The organism is Pseudomonas sp. BN411 (assembly GCF_029871235.1).
GTDB lineage: Bacteria > Pseudomonadota > Gammaproteobacteria > Pseudomonadales > Pseudomonadaceae > Metapseudomonas.
On record NZ_SSOM01000067.1, the window covers coordinates 146,623 to 172,080 of the forward strand.

Annotated in this window: 28 protein-coding genes; 17 read left to right on the forward strand and 11 right to left on the reverse strand. The window is 65.4% G+C overall.

The features are described 5' to 3' along the window. Positions 1 to 46 precede the first annotated feature (46 nt). On the forward strand, positions 47 to 1,036 hold the full coding sequence (locus E8F06_RS13375; RefSeq protein ID WP_280367892.1) for an NAD-dependent epimerase/dehydratase family protein: 990 nt from the start codon (positions 47 to 49) through the stop codon (positions 1,034 to 1,036). Here the strand turns inward: E8F06_RS13375 and E8F06_RS13380 are convergent. Beyond that, positions 1,033 to 1,296: a hypothetical protein gene (locus E8F06_RS13380; RefSeq protein WP_280367894.1), complete on the reverse strand. Its 264-nt coding sequence runs from the start codon at positions 1,294 to 1,296 to the stop codon at positions 1,033 to 1,035. The genes E8F06_RS13375 and E8F06_RS13380 overlap by 4 nt on opposite strands. Before the next feature lie 304 nt (positions 1,297 to 1,600). Between E8F06_RS13380 and E8F06_RS13385 the strand changes: the two genes are divergently transcribed. Beyond that, positions 1,601 to 2,449, forward strand: a complete 849-nt coding sequence (locus E8F06_RS13385) for an ATPase (RefSeq protein ID WP_280367897.1) — start codon at positions 1,601 to 1,603, stop codon at positions 2,447 to 2,449. A 61-nt stretch (positions 2,450 to 2,510) separates the two neighbouring features. Here E8F06_RS13385 and E8F06_RS13390 read toward each other — a convergent pair whose 3' ends face one another. From E8F06_RS13390 to E8F06_RS13405, 4 genes are all read right to left on the reverse strand, one after another. After that, entirely contained in the window at positions 2,511 to 2,843 is a 333-nt protein-coding gene (locus E8F06_RS13390) for an amidase (RefSeq protein ID WP_280367900.1), read from the reverse strand. Continuing rightward, positions 2,840 to 3,952 carry a serine hydrolase gene (locus E8F06_RS13395; RefSeq protein ID WP_280367902.1) on the reverse strand — a complete coding sequence of 371 codons (1,113 nt, stop codon included), beginning with the start codon at positions 3,950 to 3,952 and terminating at the stop codon, positions 2,840 to 2,842. The genes E8F06_RS13390 and E8F06_RS13395 overlap by 4 nt, the downstream gene beginning before the upstream one ends. A 108-nt stretch (positions 3,953 to 4,060) precedes the next feature. Further along, positions 4,061 to 4,846: an MBL fold metallo-hydrolase gene (locus E8F06_RS13400; RefSeq protein WP_280367905.1), complete on the reverse strand. Its 786-nt coding sequence runs from the start codon at positions 4,844 to 4,846 to the stop codon at positions 4,061 to 4,063. A 462-nt stretch (positions 4,847 to 5,308) separates the two neighbouring features. Continuing rightward, a complete protein-coding gene (locus tag E8F06_RS13405) occupies positions 5,309 to 6,196 on the reverse strand; it encodes an acyl-CoA dehydrogenase family protein (RefSeq protein WP_280367907.1) in 888 nt (295 codons plus the stop codon). A 171-nt stretch (positions 6,197 to 6,367) separates the two neighbouring features. Here E8F06_RS13405 and olsB point away from each other — a divergent pair, with 171 nt between their 5' ends. Both olsB and E8F06_RS13415 read left to right on the forward strand, forming a co-directional pair. Then, entirely contained in the window at positions 6,368 to 7,138 is a 771-nt protein-coding gene (olsB, locus tag E8F06_RS13410; protein WP_280367909.1) for an L-ornithine N(alpha)-acyltransferase, read from the forward strand. An 8-nt stretch (positions 7,139 to 7,146) separates the two neighbouring features. Then, positions 7,147 to 7,920 carry a lysophospholipid acyltransferase family protein gene (locus E8F06_RS13415; protein ID WP_280367912.1) on the forward strand — a complete coding sequence of 258 codons (774 nt, stop codon included), beginning with the start codon at positions 7,147 to 7,149 and terminating at the stop codon, positions 7,918 to 7,920. A 6-nt stretch (positions 7,921 to 7,926) separates the two neighbouring features. Here E8F06_RS13415 and E8F06_RS13420 read toward each other — a convergent pair whose 3' ends face one another. Further along, positions 7,927 to 8,808, reverse strand: coding sequence for a universal stress protein (locus E8F06_RS13420; protein ID WP_280367914.1), 882 nt, complete (start codon positions 8,806 to 8,808; stop codon positions 7,927 to 7,929). 70 nt (positions 8,809 to 8,878) lie between these two features. After that, a complete protein-coding gene (locus E8F06_RS13425) occupies positions 8,879 to 9,460 on the reverse strand; it encodes an ACP phosphodiesterase (protein ID WP_280367917.1) in 582 nt (193 codons plus the stop codon). Positions 9,461 to 9,584: 124 nt separating this feature from the next. Between E8F06_RS13425 and E8F06_RS13430 the strand changes: the two genes are divergently transcribed. The 8 genes from E8F06_RS13430 (at position 9,585) to E8F06_RS13465 (ending at position 15,990) form a co-directional block, all read left to right on the forward strand. Next, on the forward strand, positions 9,585 to 9,893 hold the full coding sequence (locus E8F06_RS13430; protein ID WP_280367920.1) for a helix-turn-helix transcriptional regulator: 309 nt from the start codon (positions 9,585 to 9,587) through the stop codon (positions 9,891 to 9,893). Between the two features lie 45 nt (positions 9,894 to 9,938). Beyond that, a complete protein-coding gene (locus E8F06_RS13435; protein ID WP_280367923.1) occupies positions 9,939 to 11,102 on the forward strand; it encodes an MFS transporter in 1,164 nt (387 codons plus the stop codon). Between the two features lie 15 nt (positions 11,103 to 11,117). Then, the gene (locus tag E8F06_RS13440) at positions 11,118 to 12,167 is read left to right on the forward strand and encodes an alkene reductase (RefSeq protein WP_280367926.1); all 1,050 of its coding nucleotides are present in this window, start codon (positions 11,118 to 11,120) and stop codon (positions 12,165 to 12,167) included. Positions 12,168 to 12,439: 272 nt separating this feature from the next. Beyond that, positions 12,440 to 13,021: a YceI family protein gene (locus E8F06_RS13445; RefSeq protein ID WP_280367928.1), complete on the forward strand. Its 582-nt coding sequence runs from the start codon at positions 12,440 to 12,442 to the stop codon at positions 13,019 to 13,021. Next, entirely contained in the window at positions 13,018 to 14,175 is a 1,158-nt protein-coding gene (locus E8F06_RS13450) for a phosphatidylserine/phosphatidylglycerophosphate/cardiolipin synthase family protein (protein ID WP_280368572.1), read from the forward strand. Before E8F06_RS13445 ends, E8F06_RS13450 begins: the two co-directional genes overlap by 4 nt. 91 nt (positions 14,176 to 14,266) lie before the next feature. Beyond that, positions 14,267 to 14,878 carry a DUF2846 domain-containing protein gene (locus E8F06_RS13455; RefSeq protein ID WP_280367931.1) on the forward strand — a complete coding sequence of 204 codons (612 nt, stop codon included), beginning with the start codon at positions 14,267 to 14,269 and terminating at the stop codon, positions 14,876 to 14,878. A gap of 108 nt (positions 14,879 to 14,986) precedes the next feature. Next, positions 14,987 to 15,568: a DJ-1/PfpI family protein gene (locus E8F06_RS13460; protein ID WP_190830892.1), complete on the forward strand. Its 582-nt coding sequence runs from the start codon at positions 14,987 to 14,989 to the stop codon at positions 15,566 to 15,568. A 119-nt stretch (positions 15,569 to 15,687) separates the two neighbouring features. Next, positions 15,688 to 15,990, forward strand: coding sequence for a ribbon-helix-helix domain-containing protein (locus E8F06_RS13465; RefSeq protein ID WP_280367936.1), 303 nt, complete (start codon positions 15,688 to 15,690; stop codon positions 15,988 to 15,990). A gap of 4 nt (positions 15,991 to 15,994) precedes the next feature. On the opposite strand, the gene E8F06_RS13470 is transcribed toward E8F06_RS13465, so the two are convergent. Then, complete coding sequence (locus tag E8F06_RS13470) at positions 15,995 to 16,393, reverse strand: nuclear transport factor 2 family protein (RefSeq protein ID WP_280367938.1); 399 nt, start codon at positions 16,391 to 16,393, stop codon at positions 15,995 to 15,997. A gap of 113 nt (positions 16,394 to 16,506) precedes the next feature. Between E8F06_RS13470 and E8F06_RS13475 the strand changes: the two genes are divergently transcribed. Both E8F06_RS13475 and E8F06_RS13480 read left to right on the forward strand, forming a co-directional pair. Beyond that, positions 16,507 to 17,097 (forward strand): GNAT family N-acetyltransferase, encoded by a 591-nt coding sequence (locus tag E8F06_RS13475; protein WP_280367940.1) that lies wholly within the window; start codon positions 16,507 to 16,509, stop codon positions 17,095 to 17,097. Beyond that, complete coding sequence (locus tag E8F06_RS13480; RefSeq protein ID WP_280367943.1) at positions 17,094 to 17,972, forward strand: carbon-nitrogen hydrolase family protein; 879 nt, start codon at positions 17,094 to 17,096, stop codon at positions 17,970 to 17,972. The genes E8F06_RS13475 and E8F06_RS13480 overlap by 4 nt, the downstream gene beginning before the upstream one ends. A 171-nt stretch (positions 17,973 to 18,143) precedes the next feature. Here E8F06_RS13480 and E8F06_RS13485 read toward each other — a convergent pair whose 3' ends face one another. After that, the gene (locus E8F06_RS13485) at positions 18,144 to 19,667 is read right to left on the reverse strand and encodes a fumarate hydratase (protein ID WP_280367945.1); all 1,524 of its coding nucleotides are present in this window, start codon (positions 19,665 to 19,667) and stop codon (positions 18,144 to 18,146) included. Positions 19,668 to 19,880: 213 nt separating this feature from the next. Between E8F06_RS13485 and E8F06_RS13490 the strand changes: the two genes are divergently transcribed. From E8F06_RS13490 to E8F06_RS13500, 3 genes are read left to right on the forward strand one after another with little or no spacing between them, the layout of a single operon-like run. Beyond that, a complete protein-coding gene (locus E8F06_RS13490; protein WP_280367947.1) occupies positions 19,881 to 21,008 on the forward strand; it encodes a GGDEF domain-containing protein in 1,128 nt (375 codons plus the stop codon). Then, positions 21,001 to 21,942: an iron-sulfur-binding ferredoxin reductase gene (locus tag E8F06_RS13495; protein WP_280367949.1), complete on the forward strand. Its 942-nt coding sequence runs from the start codon at positions 21,001 to 21,003 to the stop codon at positions 21,940 to 21,942. The genes E8F06_RS13490 and E8F06_RS13495 overlap by 8 nt, the downstream gene beginning before the upstream one ends. Positions 21,943 to 21,974: 32 nt before the next feature. Beyond that, positions 21,975 to 22,748: an enoyl-CoA hydratase gene (locus E8F06_RS13500; protein WP_280367951.1), complete on the forward strand. Its 774-nt coding sequence runs from the start codon at positions 21,975 to 21,977 to the stop codon at positions 22,746 to 22,748. Between the two features lie 199 nt (positions 22,749 to 22,947). Here E8F06_RS13500 and pyk read toward each other — a convergent pair whose 3' ends face one another. After that, positions 22,948 to 24,399 carry a pyruvate kinase gene (pyk, locus tag E8F06_RS13505; protein WP_280367952.1) on the reverse strand — a complete coding sequence of 484 codons (1,452 nt, stop codon included), beginning with the start codon at positions 24,397 to 24,399 and terminating at the stop codon, positions 22,948 to 22,950. A gap of 110 nt (positions 24,400 to 24,509) precedes the next feature. Further along, positions 24,510 to 25,313: a tetratricopeptide repeat protein gene (locus E8F06_RS13510; RefSeq protein ID WP_280367954.1), complete on the reverse strand. Its 804-nt coding sequence runs from the start codon at positions 25,311 to 25,313 to the stop codon at positions 24,510 to 24,512. Between the last annotated feature and the right edge of the window lie 145 nt (positions 25,314 to 25,458).

A 25,458-nucleotide genomic window follows, 5' to 3' on the forward strand; every position in this document is an offset into this window, starting at 1 on the left:
GGCTGCTAGAGTCGCGGGCATCACGACGCATGGCAGGGGACCATAGATGAAGATTCTGGTGACGGGGGCGAGTGGGTTCATCGGCGGACGCTTCGCGCGTTTCGCCCTGGAGCAGGGACTCGACGTGCGGGTGAACGGCCGCCGTCCGGAAGGCGTGGAGCATCTGGTCAAGCGCGGTGCCGAATTCATCCAGGGCGACCTGTCGGACCCGGAGCTGGTGCTGGGCCTGTGCGATGACGTCGATGCAGTGGTGCATTGCGCCGGAGCCGTGGGCGTGTGGGGCAAGTACGAGCACTTCCACCAGGCCAACGTCCAGGTCACCGAGAACGTGGTGGAAGCCTGCCTGAAGCAGCGGGTGCGGCGCCTGGTGCACCTGTCGTCCCCCTCGGTCTACTTCGACGGCCGCTCCCATGTGGGCATTCGCGAAGAGCAGGTACCCAAGCGCTTCTCCGACCACTACGGCGCCACCAAGTACCTGGCCGAGCAGAAGGTCTTCGCCGCCGAAGAGTTCGGTCTGGAAGTCATCGCCTTCCGCCCGCGCTTCGTCACCGGCGCCGGTGACACCAGCATCTTCCCCCGGCTGATCTCCATGCAGCGCAAGGGCCGCCTGAAGATCATCGGCAACGGCCTGAACAAGGTCGATTTCACCAGCGTGCAGAACCTCAACGACGCCCTGCTCAGCGGCCTGCTGGCCACCGGCCCGGCGCTGGGACAGGTCTACAACATCAGCAATGGCCAGCCGGTGCCGATCTGGGATGTGATCAACTATGTGTTTCGCAAGCTGGGTGTGCAGCAGGTGAATCGCCACGTTCCCTATGGGCTGGCCTACAGCGCCGCGCTGCTCAACGAGTCCGTCTGCCGGATTTTGCCGGGCCGGCCAGAGCCGTCGCTCTATCGGCTGGCCGTGGCGGTGATGGCCAAGGACTTCTCCCTGGACATCAGCCGTGCCCGGCAATACCTGGAGTACGAGCCGCGGGTGAATGTGTGGACGGCGCTGGACGAGTTCTGCGCCTGGTGGGGCGCCCAGCAGCCTTAGCCACGCAGCGGGCCGGCGTACTGGGTGTATTTGCGCACCAGTTCTTCCTCACTGAGGACCGCCGGCTTCAGGCGCACGCCGGTAAGGGTGCTGAGATGTTCACCGAGCTCACGGGTGGCGTCGCGATGGGATTCGGCGCACGCATTGAGCATGGACAGGATGGCGTCGGGCTGGCTGAGGCGGATATCCACAGCCTGTTCTTCACGCAGCTGGCGCCGCAGGGTCTGCATGCAATCCAGCACAGCCTTGGTCAATTCCATTCCTTCTTCCCCCATGGTCGAAGAGTGCTCCGTCCTTTCCTGGCGAAAAGTCCGGAGCCGGTCGGAGCGGTCGGCTCCGGATGGTGATTTCCTGGCATGGCCCCATGCGGGGCTGGCATCTGGCTAGCAAGCCCCGTACCAGGCCGGAAGGCCAGGAACTGCGGGGTTCTGGCGTGGTCAATCGAGGGGCGGCGCCCCCGTGCGGTGCAACCCGCACCGCCATGGCGCGACGCTGAAGACCGCCGTGCGAACCGGTATACTTCCGGCCATTCGCGGTTCTGCGTTTCTCTCCAAAGGTCCCCCCATGCGCAATGACGCTCTTGATGAAGTGGATGATGTTCCCAGCCTGACCACCGATGCCCGTGATCGCGACGAGTTCGGCCATCACCCGGCGGCCGAGCCGCTGCACCGTCACACCAATGGCTATACCACGCCCGCCCCGGCGCCCAAGGCCGCCAGCACCGGTCCGCTCTGGGCCCTGGTGGTTGCCCTGGTCGTCGCCCTCTGCGGCCTGGGCTGGTGGAGCTTCCAGCAGATCAGCCTGATGGAGCAGCAATTGGTCGCCACCCAGGAAAGTTTCGCCCGTATCAGCGAAGAGGCCGCCGGCCGAATCCAGGACATTTCCGGCAAGGTGGTCGCCACCGAATCCAACATCACCACCGGCAACGAGTCCGTGAAGCTGCAGCTCAAGCAGCTTCAGGCCAAGGTGATCGAGCTGTCCAAGCAGCAGCAGGCCGCCAATGCCCAGCTGGGCACCCAGGGCAAGCGCGTCGATCAGCTGTCCGCTGACGTCAAGACCGCCCAGGGCGCCGCAGCCCAGTTGGGCAGCCAGTTGAATGGCAAGGTCGATGGTCTGGCTGCCGAGCAGGTCAAGCTGAAGGCCGCCCAGGGCGACATGGCTCAACTCGACAGCCGTCTGAAGGGTTTGGGCAGCGATGTGGAAGCGCTGAAGAAACAAGGCAACCCGAACCAGGCGATCAAGAGCCTGGAGCAGGACCTGCTGGTACTGCGTAGCGAGCTGGACAACCGCCCGGCACCCTCCCAGGGCGCCAGCACCGCCGAGTTTGATGCCTTCCGTGCACAGATGACCCGCAACATCAGCACCCTGCAGAGCCAGGTGCAGAACCTGCAGCAGCAGATCAATACGCGCTGAGGTCCGTGCTTCAACAAAAAAGCCCCCGGATTCGGGGGCTTTTCTTTTATGGGTGACAGCCTCAGAGCGTGCTGTCCGCCTCGGGCATCAACCGGCAGCCCTGGTGCGGGCCGACCCACGCCGCCGTGTTGCTGCGGCCCAGGCCGCTGGCGGTTACGCGCTTGTGCTCGGCGTCGTCGAGGAAAGCGCTGGTGGGTACGTACTGCTTCACGTAGCCCTGACAGTAGTCGGCCGGGTTGCCCATCACGTAGCGGCAGGAGCAGTACTCCTTGGCGGTGTAGGCGCTGATGATGCCGGGGAAGGCGGCCAGGTGCTGGCGGTTCTGCCAGGCCGTGGCGGACAACAGGATGAGCGCCAGCACGAGAAGGCTGAGCACGGGGCGACGGGCGATCACGGCTGCACCTCCAGAGCGAATGCGGACAGGGCCAGTTTGAGGAAGTCGTTGTGGCGGTAGCTGTCGTCGCGGTCATCGGCGTAGCGCACGATCACCAGCTTCTGGCTGGGCAGCACGTAGAGTGCCTGGCCCCAGTGGCCGAGGGCGGCAAAGGCGTCTTCCGGGGCGTCCGGCCAGGGCTTGGTGGCGCCCTGCACCTGGGTGTTCAACCACCAGTGGCCACCCGGCACGGCTTCGCCCGGCTTGGCCGGGTCGGGTCGGTAATTGGCGAAGGGCTTGCGATTGAAGGCGACCCAGTCCGATGGCAGCAACTGGCGCTCGTTCCAGCGGCCATCGCGCTGCATCAGCAGGCCGACGCGGGCCAGGTCACGGGCGGTGAGGTAGGTGTAGGAAGAGCCGACGTAGGTGCCGGCGGCATCGGTTTCCCACACTGCTGACCGGATGCCCAGAGGCTCGAACAGGGCGGTCCAGGGATATTCCGCGTAGGCCTGCTCGCCCACCATTCCGCGCAGGGCCGCGGACAGCACATTGGAGTCTCCGCTGGAGTAGCGGAAGCGTTTGCCGGGCACGGCATCCAGCGGGTGCTCGGCGGCGAAGGCGGCCATGTCGCCGCGACCACGGGTGTAGAGCATGGCCACCACCGAGGATTTCAGCGGCGCGTACTCGTAGTCCTCCTGCCAGGCGAGGCCGGAAGCCCAGTGCAGGATGTCATCGAGGCGGACACTGGCGTGGCTGGTGAAGGCCGGGTAGTAGCGCGCCACCGGCTCGTCCAGCTTGAAGCGTCCTTCGCCATAGGCGACGCCGAGCACGGAGGCCAGCAAGCTCTTGCTCACCGACCAGGTGAGGTGCGGCGTCTCGGCCCTGGTGGGGCCGGCGTAATGCTCGTAGATAAGCTCGCCGTCGCGGATCACCACCACGGCGTCGGAGCGCACGCCCTTGCGTTCATTGTCATCGCGCTGGGGAAAGGCGTAGCGCTCGAAGGCCTGGACTGCGGCACCGCTGGGTGCGGGGCCTTGTTGCCAGTCCGTGGCGGGCCAGGTTTCAGCCTGGGCCATGCCGGCCACAAGACCGAGCGCCAAGGCCAGCGGGCGAAGGAGGGGGAGGGGCATTGGTCGGCCTCTTCTGCTTATCGAAGGGCGCAACCTAGCACGGCCCGCGTGACGGTAAATAGCGCCGAACGTGCCGGCTGGTGGGGCTATTCGGCGCGTTACGTCAGTTCAGCGTGGCAGCCGGTAATCGTCCGGCCCGAGGAGGTCGATGCCGCACTCCAGGTTCTCGATCCAGTAGAGGAAGGCGCTGATCATTTCCTTGCCGACGAAGGGCCGGCCGTGCTGCGGGACGATCATCTCCACGTCCATGCCGCGCACCATGGCGGCCCAGAGTCGGCAGACCTTGTTGCTGGCCATGTAGCGGCGATGGAAGCCTTCCATGTTCGGCACATGGTTGACGAAGTCGCGCACCGGCGTGGCGTCTTCCACCAGCGATGCACCCATGTCGCCGGAAAAGAGGATGCGGCTGGTCGGGTCATACACCTGGAAATTGCCCACCGAGTGGAGGAAGTGCGCAGGCACCGCCTTCAGCTGGCAGCGGCCCAGGGTGATGGACTGGCCGCGGTCGGGCAGGGCGATGATGCGGTCGTAGGTGGAGATGCCGTGGCTGATGGCCAGGTAGTTGGCGGTCAGGTGCGGCAGGAAGCGCGCCCAGAGCTTGGAGCAGATCACCTTCGCGCGGGTGTGCAGCAGCCATTTGTCCAGGGAGGCGATGATGTCCGGGTCCTGGTGGGAGGCGAAGATGTAGGTCAGGTCCTGCACCGGAATGTGCTTGGACAGTTCCAGCGACAGCGGTGTGTAGGTCAGGTCGCCGCCCGGGTCCAGCAGCAGGTACTGCTCGTTGTCGGTAATCAGGAACTGGTTGGACTGCACGCCGTCGCCGCTGACCAGATCGTCGAACATCAGGCATTGGTGGGTGCCGTTGTCGAACAGCACGATGGGTTCGCGACGCATGGAAACCTCTGTAGGAAAAGCGACGCGCAGATGTAAGGCATTTCTGAAGGACGAGTGCTGACCTGGATCAAGCCAGATAGGTGACTGCTTAAACCGTAGGTTGGTCTGAGCTATGCGAAGCCCAACTCGAAAGGTCCGCATGGCTGCTTGTTGGGCTTCGCTGCGCTCTGCCACAACCTACGGGGAGTCAGGTCATGCCAGCGCCGCCAGCTTCAATCGCGAACTGGCTTTTGTAGGTTGGGCTGAGCTATGCGAAGCCCAACTTGAAAGGTCCGCGTGGCTGCTTGTTGGGCTTCGCTGCGCTCTGCCACAACCTACGGGAAGTCAGGCCATACCAAGCGCCGCCAGCTTCAATCGCGAATTGGCTTTTGTAGGTTGGTCTGAGCTATGCGAAGCCCAACTTGAAAGGCCCGCGCGGTTGCTTGTTGGGCTTCGCTGCGCTCTGCCACAACCTACGGGAAGTCAGGCTATGCCCAGTGTGGCCAGGGCCTTTTCCAGCCGTTTGACCCTCGGTCCGCTGGCGATCTCCAGCACGCCCTGGTCGCGTTTCCAGAGATTCGCCCATTCCTCCGGTCCGCCAGCGAAGGCGGCGTCCAGTTCCGGCTTGATCGCCTTGAACTGGGCGAAGAGGGCGGCTAGCAGGAGGTGCATGGCCGGTGCCGTGGCGCATTGGCGGGAGACGTCCGCCGCGCCGCTGAGCAACGCCAGCAGGCGCAATTGCAGGTCCTGGGGCCAGGCGTTGTCGCGGCCCACGCCGTACAGCCAGGCCACCAGTGCGGCGAGGACGTGGAGGTCTTCGATACTGCGGAACGGCTTTACGTAGGCGTCCCAGCCATCGCCGGCCAGACGCTCGCAATGGGCGCCTTCCAGATGCAGGCGTGCATGGGGGACGTCGGGCATCAGCGGCAGCGGTTTGAGCTGCTCGACGCGCACACCCGGGGCGCCGTTGCGCACCACGGTCAGGGCCAGGCGCGGCGATTCTCCGTCGGCTTCTTCGCGGGCCGCCACCAGCAGCCAGTCGGCGGCATTTCCGGCGGTGACGAAGTCCTTGCGTCCGGCGAGGCTGAGGCCGGTCAGGCGGGTCTGCATGTCGGCCGGGCGTACGCTGCGGTTCTCGGTCACGCACAGCGCGCCCAGGCTCTGCGGCGCGGAAGGCCAGAGCAGGCGCAGGGCGCCCTGGTAACCGGCGAGGAACGCCAGCCCGGGTGTGGCGGACAGCTTGCCGCCGAGCACTGCCAGTTCGAAGGGCGTCACCTCACCCAGGCGGTCGAGCAGGGCGCCGTACCAGTCATCCAGCGGCTGGCTGGAAGGCAGGCGGGCAGTGGCTTCGAACAGGCGTTGCCAGGGCATTGAAGGCTCCTCAAGGGGGATGGGGGCGTGGCTGCGGGATGTCAGCGGACCCATGTCATACAAGCATCATCGGATCGTCATGGGGGTGACACCGGGTCTACCTAGCCTGAGCTTGCACAACAAGATCGTCCGGCTGCAACCGGGATCTAGCCGGCCAACGGAGGCTTATTCATGACTCAGATCGCCATGACCCGCGACAGCGTCGCACCCAACGGGAAAAGCCCTCGCCGTCTCCAGGCCGAGCGCCTGGAAGGCATTGCTGCGTTGCGTGAGGCGCAGGCCCTGCGTTTTCGAGTGTTCAGCGCCGAGTTCGACGCCAAGCTGCAGGGCGCCGAGTTCGGTCTCGATATGGATGACTACGATCCGCACTGCCAGCACATCGGCGTGCGCGACCTGGACAGCGGTGAGCTGGTCGCCACCACCCGCCTGCTCGATCATCACGCCGCCCGTGACCTTGGCCGCTTCTACAGCGAAGAGGAATTCAGCCTCCACGGCCTCGGCGAGCTGCAAGGCCCGGTGCTGGAAATCGGCCGTACCTGCGTCGACCCGGCCTACCGCAATGGCGCCACCATCGCCGTGCTCTGGGGGGAACTGGCTGAAGTGCTGAACCAGGGCGGCTACCGCTACCTGATGGGCTGCGCCAGCATCCCGATGCAGGACGGCGGCATCCAGGCACAGGCCATCATGCAGCGCCTGCGCGAGCGTCATCTGTGCACCGAATACCTGCGCGCGGAGCCGAAGAACCCGCTGCCGGTGCTGGAGCTGCCGGGCAACGTGATCGCCGAGATGCCGCCGCTGCTCAAGGCCTACATGCGCCTGGGCGCGAAGATCTGTGGCGAGCCGTGCTGGGACCCGGACTTCCAGGTGGCCGACGTGTTCATCCTGCTCAAGCGTGACGAGCTTTGCCCACGCTACGCCCGTCACTTCAAGGCTGCGGTCTGAGGCTGGGCATGCTGAAGTCCGTACGTTTCTACGCCCGCGTCGCCCGCCTGCTGGCAGTGATCGGCCTCGGCTTGTCGCTGGCGTTGTGGGTTGGCGTGCTGGAACGCCTGGGGCGTCGTGATCTGATGGCCACCCGGCAGCGCCTGACCCGCTGGTTCCTCGCCCGCCTGGCGGGCGCGCTGCCGTTTCGCGTGCGGGTCATTGGCCGGGTGCCGGAGCAGCCCATGCTCTGGGTGAGCAACCACGTGTCCTGGACCGATATCCCGCTGCTCGGCGCCGTGGCGCCGCTGTCCTTCCTGTCCAAGGCCGAGGTGCGTGCCTGGCCGGTGGCCGGTTGGCTGGCACACAAGGCCGGCACCCTGTTCATCCGTCGTGGTTCGGGGGATAGCGGCCTGGTCGGCCAGCAACTCGCCCGCCACCTCGGGGATGGGCGCCACCTGCTGATCTTCCCGGAAGGCACCACCACCGATGGCAGCCTGCTGAAGACTTTCCACAGCCGCCTGCTCACCAGCGCCGTGGAAACCCAGGTACCGGTGCAGCCGGTGGCGATCCGTTATCTGCGCGATGGCCAGCGCGACGAAATCGCGCCCTTCATCGGTGAGGACGACCTGCTCTCGCACCTGGTACGCCTGTTGCGCAGCGATCCGGCTGACGTGGAAATCCAGCTGCTCGAGCCGGTTGCCAGCCAGGGGCTGACCCGTACCGTGCTGAGCCAGAAAGCAAAGAGCGCCGTGCAACTGGCGCTCTTCGGTGAGGTGGAAGACGAGGCTCTGGCCGCCTGAGGGTGGTCAGGCCTTGTTCGTTTCCGGCCAGTGGATCGGCGGCACCGTGAGGATGTCGCAGTCCAGTTCGCGCATGGCGGCATCCGCCACGCTGCCGATCAGCACCCGTTTCATCCCCGTCAGTCCGCGCGTGCCCATCACCAGCAGGTCGACAGGTTCGCGGTCCAGCACTCGCCGCAATGCGGTCATTGGCTGGCCTTCCTCGATCAGGCGCTGGTCGATGAGGGCGCCCAGTTCTTCCTTGAGCAGGAACTCATCCAGCGCGGCGGTCGCCCGGCGGCGCTCATCGGCGGCGTAGTCGCCCGGAATCGTCCCGGCCCCTGCGCCAGCCGCCAGCAGCATGGCGCCACCCAGCGGGTCGAAAGCGTGCAGCGCCTTGGCGCCGGATTTCGGGATCAGACCCAGCTCGTGGGCGGCGCGCGCGGCCTGGGCGGAAGCCGGAGAGCAATCCAGGGCCAGCAGCGGCATCAGGTAGTCGTCTTCGGCGGCCTTGTTCACCAGCAGGATCGGCACGTGACTGGTGCGGACCAGGCGCTCCAGGGTGGTCCCGACGAAGATGTCGCGCAGCGGGTTCTTGCGATGGCTGCCAACCACCAGCAGGTCGATGTTGGCCCAGCGGGTGCAGTCGGCGATGTGCTTGGCCGGGTCGCCCACCTCCACCCAGATTTCCGGCGTGCGGCCAGCGAGTTCGGTGAAGAAGTCCACCTGCTCATTGAGGTAGCGGCGGACCTGCTCGACTTCCAGTTCGATCCGCAGCTGCGGCTGGTCTTCGTCGACCACATGGAGGATGAACCAGGGACAGTCGAACTGCCGGGCCAGGCGCGCCGCGCGTCGCAAGGCGCGGTCGGAGCGGTTGGAAAGGTCGGTCGCCAGCATCAGCGCGTTCATCGGGCACCTCCAGTGTGTGTGGTTCTGACTCCATTCCACTGCAGGTGTAGGAAATTTCCCTTGATACAGGTCAACCGATATTGGGCTGGGTTCCCGCGAATTGCTGGAGCTGTGGATAGAACTGACGGAAGTCATCGAACAGGGGCTGATACAGCGCCTCCAGCTCGGCCATCGCTCCGTCCAGCGCTTCCGGCCGCGAGATGCGCCGCGCCATGCCGGCGATGACCAGTTCCAGGGTCTCGAACTCCCGGTAGCTGCCGAGCCAGTCCTGCTCGGCCATGCGCGGGGCGATCAGCGCCAGGCGGCCGGGCAGTGCGGGTTCGTTGACCAGCACGTCGTAGACATGGCGGGTGAAGGCATCCAGCGGTTCGGCGGAATAGAGCGCCCAATCGCGGGCCAGGCAGTGGTCGAAGAAGACGTCCAGCAGGATGCCGGCGAAGCGCCGCCGCTCGCTGGGGAAACGCAGCTTGGCCTGGGTGATCAGCGGGTGGCTGTCGGTGAAGGCGTCAATGCGCCTGTGCAGGCGGATACCGGCTTCGATATCCGCCGGCCAGCGCCCGGCCAGCGGCCCTTTGACGAAGTCGCCATAGAGGCTGCCGAGCAGTTGCGCCGGCTGCGAGCCGCCGAGATGGAGGTGAGCGAGGTAGTTCATTGGGCGAGCTTAACCCAGAGTCGGTTTTATCATGGCGGTCGATGATGACTATCGGCACAAACGATCCTGTATCGCTCTTTCTCGATATAAAGTTCGTTCCATCTCGATATACGAATCCACGGCCATGAGCACATCCATCGACCTCGACGAAATCATCAAGGCACTGGCCAATCCCGTCCGGCGGGAGATGCTGCAGTGGCTCAAGGACCCGGAGAAGTACTTCGTCGAGCAGGACCACCCATTCGAAATCGGCGTCTGCGCCGGCAAGTTCGACCAGCGCTGCGGGCTGTCCCAGTCCACCGTCTCGGCGCACCTGGCGACCTTGCAGCGCGCTGGCCTGGTAACGAGCCGCAAGGTGGGCCAATGGAACTTCTTCAAACGCAATGAAGCCGTCATCGCTGAATTCCTTCGCCAGATGAGCGACGAGCTGTAACTGCAGCACCTGCCACAACCCGAAAATCTTCCCAGGAGCAGGCCAATGCCTACTGCGCTTCTCGTCCTCGCCTTGTCCGCGTTTGCGATAGGCACCACTGAATTCGTCATCATGGGCCTGCTGCCCGAGGTGGCCACCGATCTCGGCGTATCCATTCCCGGCGCCGGCTGGCTGGTCACCGGCTACGCCCTGGGTGTGGCCATCGGTGCGCCGTTCATGGCGATGCTCACCTCGAAGCTTCCGCGAAAACGCGCCCTGCTGGCGCTGATGGGGGTGTTCATCATCGGCAACCTGCTCTGCGCCATCGCCGCCAACTACGGCCTGCTGATGCTGGCGCGGGTCGTTACCGCGCTCTGCCACGGCGCCTTCTTCGGTATCGGCTCGGTGGTTGCCGCCAGCCTGGTGCCGGCCAACCGCAAGGCTTCTGCCGTCGCCCTGATGTTCACCGGCCTGACCCTGGCCAACGTGCTCGGCGTGCCCCTGGGCACCGCCCTGGGCCAGGTCGCTGGCTGGCGTTCAACCTTCTGGGCGGTGACCCTGATCGGCATCGCTGCGCTGATCGGCCTCTGGCGGGTACTGCCGCGCCAGGATGACGAAGAGGCCACCGACATCCGCGCCGAGTTCGCCGCCCTGCGGGGTGCCGCGCTTTGGCTGGCGCTGTCCACCACCGTGCTGTTCTCCGCCGCTGTGTTCTGCATCTTCACCTACGTCGCGCCGCTGCTCGGCGAAGTGACCGGCGTTTCGCCCCGTGGCGTGACCTGGAGCCTGCTGCTGATCGGCCTGGGCCTGACCCTGGGCAACGTGATCGGTGGCCGCCTGGCGGACTGGAAGCTGGCGCAGACCCTGATGGGCGTGTTCGTCGCCCTGGCCGTCGCCTCCAGCGTCCTGACCTGGACCAGCGCAAGCCTGATTCCCACGGAAATCACCCTGTTCCTCTGGGCCACGGCCGCCTTCGCCGCGGTGCCGGCCCTGCAGGTCAACGTGGTGAATTTCGGCAGCGACGCCCCAAACCTGGTTTCCACCCTGAACATCGGCGCCTTCAACGTGGGCAATGCCCTCGGCGCCTGGGTCGGCGGCCTGGTCATCGGCCACGGATTCGGCCTCACCAGCGTTGCACTGGCCGCTGCAGTACTGGCGATCCTCGCCCTGCTAGCGACCCTGCTCACCTTCAGCAACCGTAATCCCGAGCTGCAAGCGGCTCTCGACTGACCCGAGGTAAATGACATGCCCACGCTCTTCGACCCGATCAAGATCGGCGACCTGGAACTCGCCAACCGCATCATCATGGCTCCGCTTACCCGCTGCCGCGCAGACGAGGGCCGTGTGCCCAACGCGCTGATGGCCGAGTACTACACCCAGCGCGCGTCTGCCGGGCTGATCATCAGTGAAGCCACTTCCGTCACGCCTCTGGGCGTCGGCTACCCGGATACCCCCGGCATCTGGTCCGACGAGCAGGTGAAGGGCTGGAGCAATATCACCAAGGCAGTTCACGCCAACGGCGGCAAGATCGTCCTGCAGCTGTGGCACGTAGGCCGTATTTCCGACCCGAGCTACCTGGATGGCGAAGCCCCGGTAGCGCCCAGCGCCATCGCCGCCAAAGGCCACGTCAGCCTGCTGCGTCCGCTGCGTGACTATCAGGTGCCGCGTGCCCTGGAAACCGAAGAGATCGCCGACATAGTCGAGGCCTACCGCATCGGTGCCGAGAACGCCCAGGCCGCCGGTTTCGACGGTGTGGAAATCCACGCTGCCAACGGCTACCTGCTGGATCAGTTCCTTCAGGACGGCACCAACAAGCGCACCGACCAGTACGGCGGTTCCATCGAAAACCGTGCCCGCCTGCTGCTGGAAGTCACCGATGCCGCGATCAAGGTATGGGGCGCTGGCCGCGTAGGCGTGCACCTGTCGCCGCGTGCCGATCTGCATGACATGGGCGATTCCGACCTGGCCGGCACCTTCGGCTATGTCGCCCGTGAACTGGGCAAGCGTGGGGTGGCCTTCCTCTGCGCCCGTGAGAAGGAAGGCGAGGACAGCCTGACGCCCGCGCTGAAGGAAGCCTTCGGTGGTGTGTTCATCGCCAACGAGCGTTTTACCCGGGACAGCGCCGCTGCCTGGCTGGAAAGCGGCAAGGCCGATGCCGTGGCCTTCGGTGTTCCCTTCATCGCCAACCCCGACCTGCCCGAGCGCCTGCGCCTGGACGCCCCGCTGAACGAGCCGCGCCCGGAACTCTTCTACGCCAAGGGCCCGGTGGGCTACATCGACTACCCGCGCCTGTAATGCGACCGGCCTTGTAGGGGCGAATTCATTCGCCAAGGACCGCGTAGCGGTCCCGAGAGGGTTTGCCAGCGCGCAGACCTTCGGCCTGCCTGGCGAATGAATTCGCCCCTACAGGTGTCTTGCCGAGCCCCAAAATTCGTTTCCTCTGGTAGCTTTGCATCCATTGTCCGTCCGTCGGGTTTGCTCCACGCGGAACCCGGCGGCGATTCGTGTGACCAATGGAGTCCGGCCGAAGTCTTCCGGCCGTCAGCGACATGCCAAAGGAAGCCCGCATGCACAAATCGATACGCCCATTCGTTGCCCTGCTCGCCGCCTTGGCGCTGCCCGTCCACGCAAGCTGGTACCTGGACAACGAGTCGTCGCGCATTTCCTTCATCTCCACCAAGGCCGGCAGCATTTCCGAGGTGCACCGCTTCCTCACCCTGCACGGCAAGATCGGCAAGGAGGGCAAGGCGCACTTGCGCGTCGAACTGGAGTCGGTGAGCACCGGGGTCCCGCTGCGTGACCAGCGCCTGCGTGACCAGTTCTTCGAAATCACCAAGTACCCCGAAGCGGAGATCACCGCCCAGCTCGACCTGCGTCCCATCACCGACCTGGCTCCCGGCGCCCAGCTGGAGCTGGGCCTGCCGCTGACGGTGAAGCTGCACGACAAGTCCCAGCAATACCGCGCCGAACTCCTGGCCACGCGCCTGGACGACCATCGCTTCCAGGTGGTGACCCTGGCGCCGCTGGTGCTGCAGGTGGAGGACTTCGGCCTGACCACGGCACTGGACGGCCTGCGCAAGGTGGCCGGCCTGCCCGGCATCAGTCTGTCGGTGCCGGTGGGCGCCGTGCTGATCTTCACGGAGCGCTGATGGGGCAGATCTTCCCCTGGAAGTCCGGCAACCGCTTCGAGCTGTTGATCGACGGCCCGCAGTTCTTTCCGACCATGCTCACGGCCATTGCCCGGGCCGAGCATCAGGTCGCGCTGGAGCTTTACCTGGTGGAAGACGGCCGCTGCAGCCAGGCCCTGGTGGACGCCCTGTGCGTGGCCGCGGTGCGTGGCGTGCGGGTGCGCTGCCTGTTCGATGATTTCGGTTGCCTGAAGCTGGGCGCGGCCTTGCGCGAGCGGCTGGTCGAGGCCGGGGTGATGCTGCAGTTCTACAACCCGCTGCGCTGGCGGCACGGCTTCAGCAACCTGTACCGCGACCACCGCAAGATCCTGGTGGTGGATGATCGCCAGGCGTTCATTGGCGGCACCGGTGCCACCAACGAGTTCTGGGACCCCAACCAGGAGACCAGCCGCTGGCACGAAGTGATGGTGGCCATCGAGGGGCCGCTGGTGGCGCACTGGCAACTCATCTTCGACTACCAGTGGCTGGCCAACCTCGGCCGCCGCCCCTGGAAACCGGGCGAGGCCCCGGGGCTGGCCCACCTGCCGCCCTATCCGGCGGTGGGGGAGGGGCTCGGAAGGCTGGCCTACGCCGATGCGAACCAGCACCGCGACATCGTTCAGTCGCTGGTGCGCAGCATTCGCACGGCGCGCAATCGTGTGTGGCTGGCGACGCCCTATTTCCTGCCGAGCTGGAAGGTGCGCCGGGCCCTGATCAAGGCCGCGCGGCGTGGCGTCGAGGTGCGCCTGCTGCTCACCAGCCGGCACACCGACCACCCGCCGGTGCGCTTCGCCGGCCAGCGCTACTACCCGCGCCTGCTGCGTGCCGGAGTGCGGATATTCGAGTACCAGCAGCGCTTCCTGCACCTGAAGATGGCGCTGGCCGATGACTGGGTCAGTGTGGGCTCCTGCAACTTCGACCACTGGAACCTGCGCTTCAACCTGGAAGCCAACCTGGAAGCGCTGGACCCGAACTTCACCCTGGCGGTGGACGCCTGCATGCGCCAGGACTTCTCCGACAGCCGCGAGATCACCATGGACGACTGGCACGCGCGCCCGCTGGTGAAACGCCTGCGCCAGCGCCTGTGGGGCTGGCTGGATCGGCTGGTGGTGAACCTCCTCGATCGTCGCCGTTAGCGGCACGCAACCAGTCGCCGCACTTTCGTCGGGTGCCTGCGGATCAAGGCGGGGCTAGGCTTGCTCCACAACAACAAGAGGGAGTGGCTGCATGGGCTGCCGATACCTGCCGATCCTGCTGCTGTGCGCTGTGCTGGGCGGCTGTTCCACCCCGGGCGCCTTTTTCGGCGCGACCGAAGGGCCTGAATTCCAGCCGTCCGCGCCGAGTGATGGCGAGCACGCACTCGTCTACCTCTATCGCCCGCAAAGCGAATGGGCGGACCAGGAACTGGAAGCTCCCGGCATCTTCCTCAACAACGAACTGATCGGCAGTCTGCCGAGCAACGGCCACCTGGCCCTGGAGTTCGACGCGGCCAGCTACAAGCTGGAAATGCGTCGGCCGCTGTTCGGCAGCTACTGGACGCTGTTCGCCGATGGCCCGCTGGATTTCACCCTCATCAGCTCCTTTGCCCTGGAAGCCTCCGCCGGACGCACCTATTACCTGCGTTACGACGAACTGGACCCGCCGCCGAGGAACAGCGAGCAACCCGGTGCCGGCAATGGCCCGCTGCAACTGGTGGAGGAGTCCCTGGGCAGCCAGGAAATCGCCGCCACCCGCCAGGTCCAGCCTAGCCAGCGCGTTGCCGCCAACGGTGAAGTGGTTCGGCCCCAGGTTGGGTTCTGGCGCGGAGTGGGGCGGGCGCTGGACAAGATCGGCATCTGACCCCGCCATCCATCCTGTAGTAGGGGCCTATTACCCGGGCTCGAAGGCTGCCGGGGATAATTGGCTAACCTTTGAAGCCCCGAGGCTTCCAATCCTGGAGGATGAGCAATGGCCGCGAAGAAGATTCTGATGCTGGTCGGCGACTACGCCGAAGACTACGAAACCATGGTGCCTTTCCAGGCCCTGCTCATGGTCGGTCACACGGTACACGCCGTGTGCCCGGACAAGGTCGCCGGACAGACCGTGCGCACCGCCATCCATGATTTCGAGGGCGACCAGACCTACAGCGAGAAGCCGGGCCACAACTTCGCCCTCAACTTCGATTTCGCCAAGGTCCGGGCGGAGGACTACGACGCCCTGTTGATCCCCGGCGGACGCGCCCCTGAATACCTGCGCCTCAACGCCAGGGTGCTGGAGCTGGTGAAGGCCTTCGACCAGGCCGGCAAGCCCATCGCCGCTGTCTGCCATGGCGCCCAGTTGCTGGCCGCCGCCGGCGTGCTGGAAGGCCGCGAATGCAGCGCATACCCGGCCTGCGGCCCGGAAGTGAAACTTGCCGGTGGTCAGTATGTGGATATCCCGGTGGACGCCGCCCATACCCAGGGCAATCTGGTGACCGCTCCGGCCTGGCCGGCTCATCCCGCCTGGCTGGCAGGTTTCCTCAAGCTGCTCGGGACGAAGATCGAGCTGTGATCGTAGGGTGTGGCTCAATTGCGCGAAGCCCAGCAATCGAGTGTGTTGGGCTTCGCTGCGCTCTGCGCCAACCTACCTGGCTCAATTGAACCCGCATCGCCAAAAACAGGAGGCGCGCCATGTGCGAGCTGTACGTCAAGGCTGACCCCATCCTCTACGAGTCCCGCTCGCGCTCGCTGCGTATCCGTGGCGTGGTCACCACGCTGCGCCTGGAAAACCAGTTCTGGGACATCCTGCGGGAGATCGCCGAGGTGGATGGCATGACCACCAACCAGCTCATCACCAAGCTCTACGACGAGGTGATGGAGTACCGAGGCGAGGTGGTCAACTTCGCGTCCTTCCTGCGGGTGAGCTGCACCCGCTACTTGGCCCAGCGCCGCGCCACGGTGGTCGAACTGCCGAAGGCGCGAGTGCAGGCTTGAAGCCTCAAACCACCTGTTCGAGCCAGTCGTTCAGGTTGTAGTAGTTGGTCACGCGGGCGACTTTGCCGCAGTGGATATGGAAGAAGGCGCCGGCCGGCAGTACGTAGGTCTGGCCCTTGGCTGGCGGCAGGCCTTCATCGTCGGCCAGGTACTGGCCGTGCACCACGAACTCGGCGGCGGCACGGCTGCCGTCGGCGCTCTGCATGACCACGATGTCAGAGAGGCGCTCCTTGTAGCAGCGGTTCATCTTGTCCATGAAGGCGGCGAAGGCGGCCTTGCCCTGCTGGCGTTCACCCTGGTTGATGTCGTGCACCACGTCCTCGCTGAGCAGGGCGAGGAAGGCTGGCATGTCGCCGGCGTTGAAGGCGTCGTAATAGGCTTGCACCAGTTCGATAGCGGTCATGGCTGGGTTCCTGTCGCAATGGGGTCAGTCGGTTCGTGACCGGCATGATAGGTTCTTGACCCAGGCCCGGCTTAGCCAGGGGCGTCATCCACTTCCCCAGAACGACCGCTCCCATGCAGATCCGACTTCTTCACGGCGGCGCCATCGCGCCCCATATCGATGACCTCGCGCGCCTGCGCCTGACGGTGTTTCGCGAGTTTCCCTACCTGTATGACGGCACGCTCGAGTACGAAGCGCGCTACCTCGCAACCTACGCCGAGTCGAAGGAAAGCCTGTTCGTGCTAGCGCTGGACGGCGAGCGGGTGGTGGGGGCCTCCACGGGCCTGCCGATGGCGGACGAAACCGAGGAATTCCAGCGGCCTTTCCGCGAACAGGGCTGGGCGCCGGAACGCATCTTTTATTTTGGCGAGTCGGTGTTGCTGCCCGAGTACCGGGGCAGCGGCCTGGGCGTGCGTTTCTTCGCCGAGCGCGAAGGCTATGCGCGGCGCCTGGCGCGCTTCGACCACTGCGCCTTCTGCGCGGTGGAGCGTCCGGCCGATCATCCGCGCCGCCCGCCCGGCTACCAGCCACTGAACGAGTTCTGGGCGCGGCGTGGTTATCGCCACCACCCGGAACTGCGCACCGAATACCACTGGCGTGACCTGGATGAAGACACCGAGTCGGCCAAGCCCATGTCCTTCTGGCTCAAGGAGCTCACCCGATGATCAGGATCGCCGCCTGCCAGTACGCCATCGAGCTGCATGAAAGCTGGGATGCCTACGCCAGTCATCTGGAGAGGCTCTGCTCCGAAGCCGCCGCGAGTGGTGCGAAGCTGCTGGTGCTGCCGGAATACGCCGGTCTGGTTCTGGCCGGTCAGTTGCCGCCGGATGAGCGAGGGGACCTGCAGGCGTCCATCGTCGGCATCCAGCCCCTGCTTCAGGATTGGCGGGCGCTTTGCGCCAGTATCGCGGTGAAGCTTGGCGTCTACCTGCAACCCGGCAGCCTGCCCGTGCGCGATGCTGACGGGCGATTTCGCAACCGCGCCTGGCTGTTCGGTCCGGGTGGTGAACTGGGCTTTCAGGACAAACTGATCATGACCCGCTTCGAGCGCGAGCAATGGGGCATCGCGGCAGGGGAGGGGCTCAAGGTGTTCGACACGGCCCTGGGTCGGCTGGGCATCCTGATCTGCTACGACAACGAATTCCCCATGCTCGCCCGCACCCTGGCCGAAGGCGGCGCCGACCTGATCCTCGCTCCCAGTTGCACCGACACGGAGGCGGGCTACAACCGAGTGCGCATCGGTGCCCAGGCCCGCGCGCTGGAAAACCAGATCGCCGTTCTGCAATCGCCTACCGTAGGGCTCGCCCCCTGGTCACCTGCGCTGGATGAAAACATCGGCCGCGCCGGCCTCTACGTGCCGCCGGACTACGGAATGCCGAGCAACGGCGTGATCGCCGAAAGCCCCGAACTCTGTCCTTCGACCAGCCAGTGGCTGATCTGCGACCTCGATCTGAGCGAAGTACGCCGGGTACGCGCGCAGGGACAGGTATTCACCCGGCGCGACTGGCCGGAGCAGTTCGGCCAGGCACAGCTTCTGTAGGATGGGTGGAGCTTGCGATACCCATCAACCATGTCCCAGGCAGACTCGATGGGTATCGCTCCGCTCGCGGAACGCCGCCCGACCCATCCTACATACGGCACCAGCGCAAAGGCGCGATACGAAAAAAGCCCGGCACATGGCCGGGCTTTTTCATTCAGCGAAGGTGAACGCTTACTTCACTTCCACCGCCAGGTTCTCGGCGATCTTCTGTTGCCAGATCGCCGGGCCGGTGATGTGTACCGATTCACCGTTGGTGTCGACGGCGACGGTGACCGGCATGTCCTTCACGTCGAACTCGTAGATGGCTTCCATACCGAGTTCGGCGAAGGCCAGGACCTTGGACTTCTTGATCGCCTGGGCCACCAGGTAGGCGGCGCCGCCGACGGCCATCAGGTACACGGCCTTGTTGTCCTTGATCGCTTCGATGGCGATCGGGCCACGCTCGGACTTGCCGATCATGCCCAGCAGGCCAGTGCTTTCCAGGATCTGGCGGGTGAACTTGTCCATGCGGGTCGCGGTGGTCGGGCCAGCCGGGCCAACCACTTCGTCACGTACCGGATCGACCGGGCCGACGTAGTAGATGAAGCGACCTTTCAGGTCCACCGGCAGCTCTTCGCCCTTGTTCAGCATATCGACGATGCGCTTGTGCGCGGCGTCGCGGCCGGTGAGCATCTTGCCGTTGAGCAGCAGGGTCTCGCCCGGCTTCCAGCTCTGCACTTCTTCCGGGGTGATCGTGTCCAGGTCGACGCGGCGCGCGGACGGGCCGGCTTCCCAGACGATTTCCGGGTAGGCGTCCAGCGACGGCGCTTCCAGCTCGGCCGGGCCGGAGCCGTCGAGCACGAAGTGGGCGTGACGGGTGGCGGCGCAGTTGGGGATCATGCAGACCGGCAGCGAGGCGGCGTGGGTCGGGTAGTCCATGATCTTCACGTCGAGCACGGTGGTCAGGCCGCCCAGGCCCTGGGCGCCGATGCCCAGCTGGTTGACCTTCTCGAACAGCTCGAGGCGCATTTCCTCGATCTTGTTCTGCGGACCGCGGGCCTTCAGCTCGTGGATGTCGATTTCGTCCATCAGGACTTCCTTCGCCATCACCGCGGCCTTCTCGGCGGTACCGCCGATGCCGATGCCGAGCATGCCCGGCGGGCACCAGCCGGCACCCATGGTCGGGACGGTCTTCAGTACCCAGTCGACGATGGAGTCGGACGGGTTGAGCATGGCCATCTTCGACTTGTTCTCGGAGCCGCCGCCCTTGGCCGCCACGTCCACTTCCACGGTGTTGCCGGGAACGATGGAGTAGTGGATGACCGCCGGGGTGTTGTCCTTGGTGTTCTTACGGGCGCCCGCCGGGTCGGCCAGGATGGAGGCGCGCAGGACGTTCTCCGGCAGGTTGTAGGCGCGACGCACACCCTCGTTGATCATGTCGTCCACGCTCATGGTGGCGCCATCCCAGCGCACGTCCATGCCGACGCGGACGAACACGGTGACGATACCGGTGTCCTGGCAGATCGGGCGGTGGCCGGTGGCGCACATGCGCGAGTTGATCAGGATCTGCGCCATGGAATCGCGCGCGGCGGGCGACTCTTCGCGCAGATAGGCCTCATGCATGGCCTGGATGAAATCCACGGGATGGTAGTAGGAGATGAACTGCAGGGCGTCGGCGACACTCTGGATCAGATCGTCTTGCTTGATCACGGTCATGTGGGCGCTCCTCTTGGAGGGAACATCAGGGAAGCGCCGGACCACGACCCGGCGCGCGAGGCTAAAAAAGGCGCGGCAGTATAGCGCGTGGGGCCCGTCGGGCACAGTCGCCGGTAGTCGACCTTGGTCGGTTGTCGGACGTTTCCTACGTACTAGGCAATCTGTGATCACAGGCGTACATTGAAGGCATGGTGCCATTACGGGAAGGAGCCCATGAGCCCATCCAGCCAACGGGTCAGCCATAGAGCCTTGCAAAGTCTGCTGCTGAAGCGCTTCGGTATGGCCGTGGCTACCTACTCGATGGTACTGCTGCTGTGCTGGATCGCCATGTTGGGCGGGTTGTTCCGGGTTACGGCGAGCACCGCCCTGATCGGTACCGGCCTCGTTGCCCTGTCCCAGCTCGTGCTGTTCTGGCTGTTCGTCAGCGGACACAACCTGCGTTTCTCCGACCCCAGCCTGACGGAACCCCAGGTGCTGCTTGCCCTGGTCTGGAACACCTGGCTGATGTCCATGGTCGACGACGCGCGGGGCACCCTGCTCGCGGTCTATGTGCTGATCATGATGTTCGGTGTGTTCCAGCTGAAACCCAGGGTCTTCGCCCGATGTGCCGCGATCGGCTTCTTCGCCTTCGCCGGTCTCAACCTGTACGAGGCGTACCAGATGCAGTTGGCCGACCCGGCCCTGGCGCTGCTGCAGGTCTGCGTGCTCTTCGTGCTGATGGTCTGGCTGAGCCTGTTCGGGAGCTACGTTCAGGCGCTGCGTCAGCGGATGCGCCAACGCCGCTTCGCCCTGCAGGCGCACCAGGACACCCTGCGCGGCATGATGCGCCAGCTGGAAGACCTGGTCGCCACGGACGAGCTGACCGGGCTGTTCAATCGCCGCCATTTCCTGCGCCTTGCCAGCCGCGAGCTGGACAGCCTGGCGCCGAATCGCCAGCACGGTCTGGCGCTGATCGATCTCGACCATTTCAAGCGAATCAACGACGTTCACGGCCATGCCGCCGGCGATCGGGTGCTGCAGACCTTCGCCGCGGTGGCGCGTGCCTGCCTGCGCGACGGTGATGTGCTGGCGCGCTACGGCGGCGAGGAGTTCGTCCTGCTGCTGCCGGGCTGTGATGCGGATCGCCTCACCGCGTGCTGCGAGCGCCTGCGCGAAGCCTTCACCAGCGCAGAGCCGGTGGGGGTACAGGTGGAGCGGCTGAGCCTCTCGGCCGGCATGACCCTGCTGTCTGCCGGGGACGACCTGGATGATGCGTTGCAGCGTGCGGATCAGGCACTCTATCGGGCGAAGCGCGGCGGACGTAACCGTTGCGATGCCGCCTGGGAGGGCCAGGGTGCCTGAACTCGAAGTCGCTGGAAAACGCTGGACCGTAGCACCCGCAAGCAACCTGCTGGATGCCCTGAACGCCGGGGGCTACAAGGTCCCCTACAGCTGTCGGGCCGGTAGCTGCCATGCCTGCCTGGTGCGTTGCCTGTCGGGCGAGCCGGCAGATGCCAGGCCGGAAGCGCTGGACAGTTTCCAGCGTGCCGAGGGCTGGCGGCTGTCCTGCCAGTGCCTGGTGGTGCAGGACCTGGTGGTGGAGGTGTTCGACCCGGCACGCGATGGCGTGGACGCCGAAGTCGTCGGCGTCGACTGGCCGGCCCCGGATGTCCTGCGCCTGCGACTCGTGCCTTCGCGGCCGCTGCGTTACAGCGCCGGCCAGCATCTCCTGCTGTGGAATGACGAGGGCGTCGCCCGGCCCTATTCCCTGGCGAGCCTGCCTGGTTTTGACGACTTCCTCGAATTCCACCTGGATTGCCGCAACCCCGGAATGTTCAGCGACAGGGCCCGGCGCCTGGTGCCGGGAGACAAGCTGCGCCTGGGTGAACTGCACTGCGGTGCGCTGCACTACGATCCTTCCTGGGACGCCCGGCCGCTGCTGTTCCTTGCTGCAGGCACTGGACTGGCGCCGCTCTGGGGGCTGCTGCGGGAAGCGCTGCGGAATCATCATCAGGGCCCCATCCGCATCATTCATCTGGCCCATGACGACTGCGGACATTATCTGGCCAAATCCCTCACCGAGCTGGCTGCAGCGCATTCCGGGCTTGTCGTCGAACTGATCACGCCGGCCGAGCTGCCAGAGGTTTTGGCGCAATTCCGCCTTGTTTCGCGGCAAACCATCGCCTTACTCTGCGGCCACCCCGCCAGCGTCGAAGAGTTCGCACGCCGGCTATATCTGGCCGGCTTGCCCCGTAATCAGCTGCTGGCCGATACCTTCCTGACCCGCGAAGCCTGACGCCGCGGGCCAACACCAATCGAGGAGTTGCCATGAGCGAGCACATTCTGGTCGAGCGCGAGCAGGGCCTGCTGACGCTGCGCATGAACCGCCCGGACAAGATGAATGCCCTGACCCGTGCCATGTACAGCCGCATGGCCGAAGTGCTGGACGCGGCGCGGGACGATCGCGAAGTGCGCGCCGTGCTGATCACCGGCACCGAGGAGTGCTTCACCAGCGGCAACGATATCGTCGACTTCCTGCAGGAACCGCCGAGCGGGATGGACAGCCCGGTGTTCCAGTTCATGCGCGCGCTGTTCGAATTCCCCAAACCGGTCGTGGCGGCCGTGAGTGGTCCGGCGGTGGGCATCGGCACCACCCTGCTGCTGCATTGCGACCTGGTCTATGTCAGCTGCAACGCCAAGCTGAAGATGCCGTTCGTCAACCTGGGCCTCTGCCCCGAATTCGGTTCCAGCCTGATCCTGCCGCGCCTGCTCGGCCACGCGAAGGCCGCGGAGCTGTTGCTGCTGGGCGAAGGCTTCACCGGTGAGCAGGCCGCCAACTGGGGCATTGCCAACGCAGCCCTGGAAAACGGCGCCGTAACGCTGGCCCGTGCCCGTGAGGCGGCAATGCGCTTCCTCGACCTGGCACCCTCGGCCCTGGCGGTGAGCAAGCGCCTGATGCAGGCGCCGGGCCGTGAGGAACTGCGCCGGGTGATCGCGGAGGAGGGCGAGCTATTCACCCAGCGCCTGCGTTCTCCGGAGGCGGTGGAAGCGCTGTCGGCCTTCACCCAGCGTCGCAAGCCGGATTTCTCGAAGTTTGTTTGACGCTGCGCGAACAACTGTTGGGGGAATAGATGCTGTAGGGGCGAATTCATTCGCCAAGGGCAGCTCGGCTGCCCCCTTCGACATCTCAGGGCAGACCTTCGGCCTGCATGGCGAATGAATTCGCCCCTACAAGCAATCAGCTGATTTACGACCATGAAAAAGCCGCCCCGAAGGGCGGCTTTTTCGTTTCCAGGTCAGGTCAGACCAGCAGGTCGCCGACGTGGAGGATCTTCATGGTGTTGGTGCCGCCCTGGGTGGTGTAGCTGTCACCCTTGGTCAGGATCACCCAGTCGCCCTTGGTTACCACGCCACGTTGCAGCAGTTCGTCCACGGCCATCTGGCTGACCTTCTCCGGCGGCAGCGCGGCGGCGTCGAACGGGATGGTCTCCACGCCACGGAACAGCGCCACGCGGGCCTGGGTTTCGCGGTGCGGCGAGTAGGCGAAGATCGGCACCGAGGAACGGATGCGCGACATGATCAGCGGGGTGTAGCCGCTTTCGGTCAGGCAGATGATGGCCTTGATGCCCGGGAAGTGGTTGGCGGTGTACATCGACGCGAGAGCGATGCTTTCGTCGCAGCGGTCGAAGGTCTGGCCAACACGGTGGTGCGAGCGGCGGCTGTCCGGGTGCTTCTCGGCGCCCTGGCAGATACGCGCCATGGCCTGCACCGCTTCCACCGGGTACTCGCCCGCGGCGCTTTCGGCGGAAAGCATCACGGCGTCGGTGTAGTCGAGCACGGCGTTGGCTACGTCCGAAACCTCGGCGCGGGTCGGCATCGGGCTGTGGATCATCGACTCCATCATCTGGGTCGCGGTGATCACGGCTTTGTTGTAGCGGCGGGCGTGCAGGATGATCTTCTTCTGGATGCCCACCAGTTCGGCGTCACCGATTTCCACGCCCAGGTCGCCACGGGCCACCATGACGGCGTCGCTGGCACGGATCAGGCCGTCGAGGGCTTCGTCGTCGGCCACCGCTTCGGCGCGTTCGATCTTGGCCACCAGCCAGGCCTTGCCACCGGCTTCGTCGCGCAGGCGGCGGGCCAGTTCCATGTCGGCGGCGTCACGGGGGAAGGACACCGCCAGGTAATCCAGTTCCATTTCCGCGGCCAGCTTGATGTCGGCCTTGTCCTTGGCGGTCAGGGCCGGTGCGGTCAGGCCACCGCCACGGCGGTTGATGCCCTTGTGGTCCGACAGCGGGCCGCCGATCAGCACGGTGCAGTGCAGCTCGTCAGCGGTGGAGGCGACGACGCGCATCACCACGCGACCGTCGTCCAGCAGCAGCTCGTCGCCGACGCCGCAATCCTTGATCAGGTCCGGGTAGTCGATGCCCACCACTTCCTGGGTGCCGGCGTCACGGGGATGGGTGACGGAGAAGCGGAAGCTGTCGCCTTCTTTCAGTTCGATGCGCTTGTTGGCGAACTTGGCGATGCGGATCTTCGGGCCTTGCAGGTCGCCGAGCAGGGCGACGAAGCGGCCATGCTTGGCGGCCAGTTCGCGGACCAGGCGGGCGCGTGCCTTGTGTTCTTCGGGGCTGCCGTGGGAGAAGTTCAGGCGGGCGACGTTCAAGCCCGCGATGATCAGTTGCTCCAGGACCTCCGGGGAGTTGCTGGCCGGGCCGAGGGTGGCGACGATTTTGGTGCGGCGGAAAGGCATGCGAAGACTCCATTTTTCAAGCAGAGCCCGAGGCTACTACGCAGAAAAACTGTAGTCATTGTTCCTTTTCACTACCCGCTGAATTGTTTCAGGTGGCCCGCCGGGCGGTGTCACGGGCGATCCGAATTCAGTGCCTGGTCCAGGTGGCGCGAGGCCTTGGTGGCCAGGTCGCTGTCGGGGAATTGCACCAGCAGCCGGCGGAAATAGCCGATGGCCTTGTCGCGGTTGGCGTGGGGATTGTCCGGCGCCAGGTACATCAGGCCCAGCTGGTAGAGCGCCTTCTGTTTGATGTCCGGCTGCACATGGGGGTCGGACAGCGCCAGCATATAGAGCTCCTCGGCTTCGGCGACGCGGTCCTTGAGCACGGCACGACGCGAGAGCAGGGTCATGTCTGGGTCCAGCCCTGGTTTGTACAGGTCGAGATTGTTGCTTGGCTGCCAGGTGGCCAGGAGCTCGCGAGAGGTCTTTTGTACCGGGTCCTTCGCCCGCTGGCGGATCACCAGGATGCGCGCTTCGGCACGTTCGGCCGCACGGCTGCTGGGGAATTCGTTCAGCACACGCTCCAGGTAGGTCAGTGCCTTGGCGTCATCACGCTGCTCGTTGAAGCGGCTCATGTAGATCAGGCCGATCTGGTACAGGGCGATGGCGCGCACGTCGTCGCTGAACTTGTCGTCGCGGTAGCCGACCAGGTAAAGCTCTTCCGCTTCGGGGCTCTTGGCATCGCGGATGGCCATGGCGCTGTAGGTGAGCAGGTCGCCTTCCTCTTCCACCGCGGCGGCCATGCGCTTGCTCTTCATGGTCTTGTATTCCACCACTTCGTTGGTGGTGACCTGCGCGATGAACAACGGGGTAGTGGGCGAGCAGGCGCCCAGCAGCAGGCAGACGGCGAGCAGGGCGGGAAGGCTGGGATGCATGGCGGAACCGGGTCCTTGGGCGACCTCCGCAGTCTAGCAGTGGCCGCGTGCTATCCGTGGCAGGCGCCGGCAGGACCAATCGGAGGTTATGCTTCGCATCCTGATCGCCCGGTGGCCTGAAGAAGCGACGCGCCCGGCCGATATC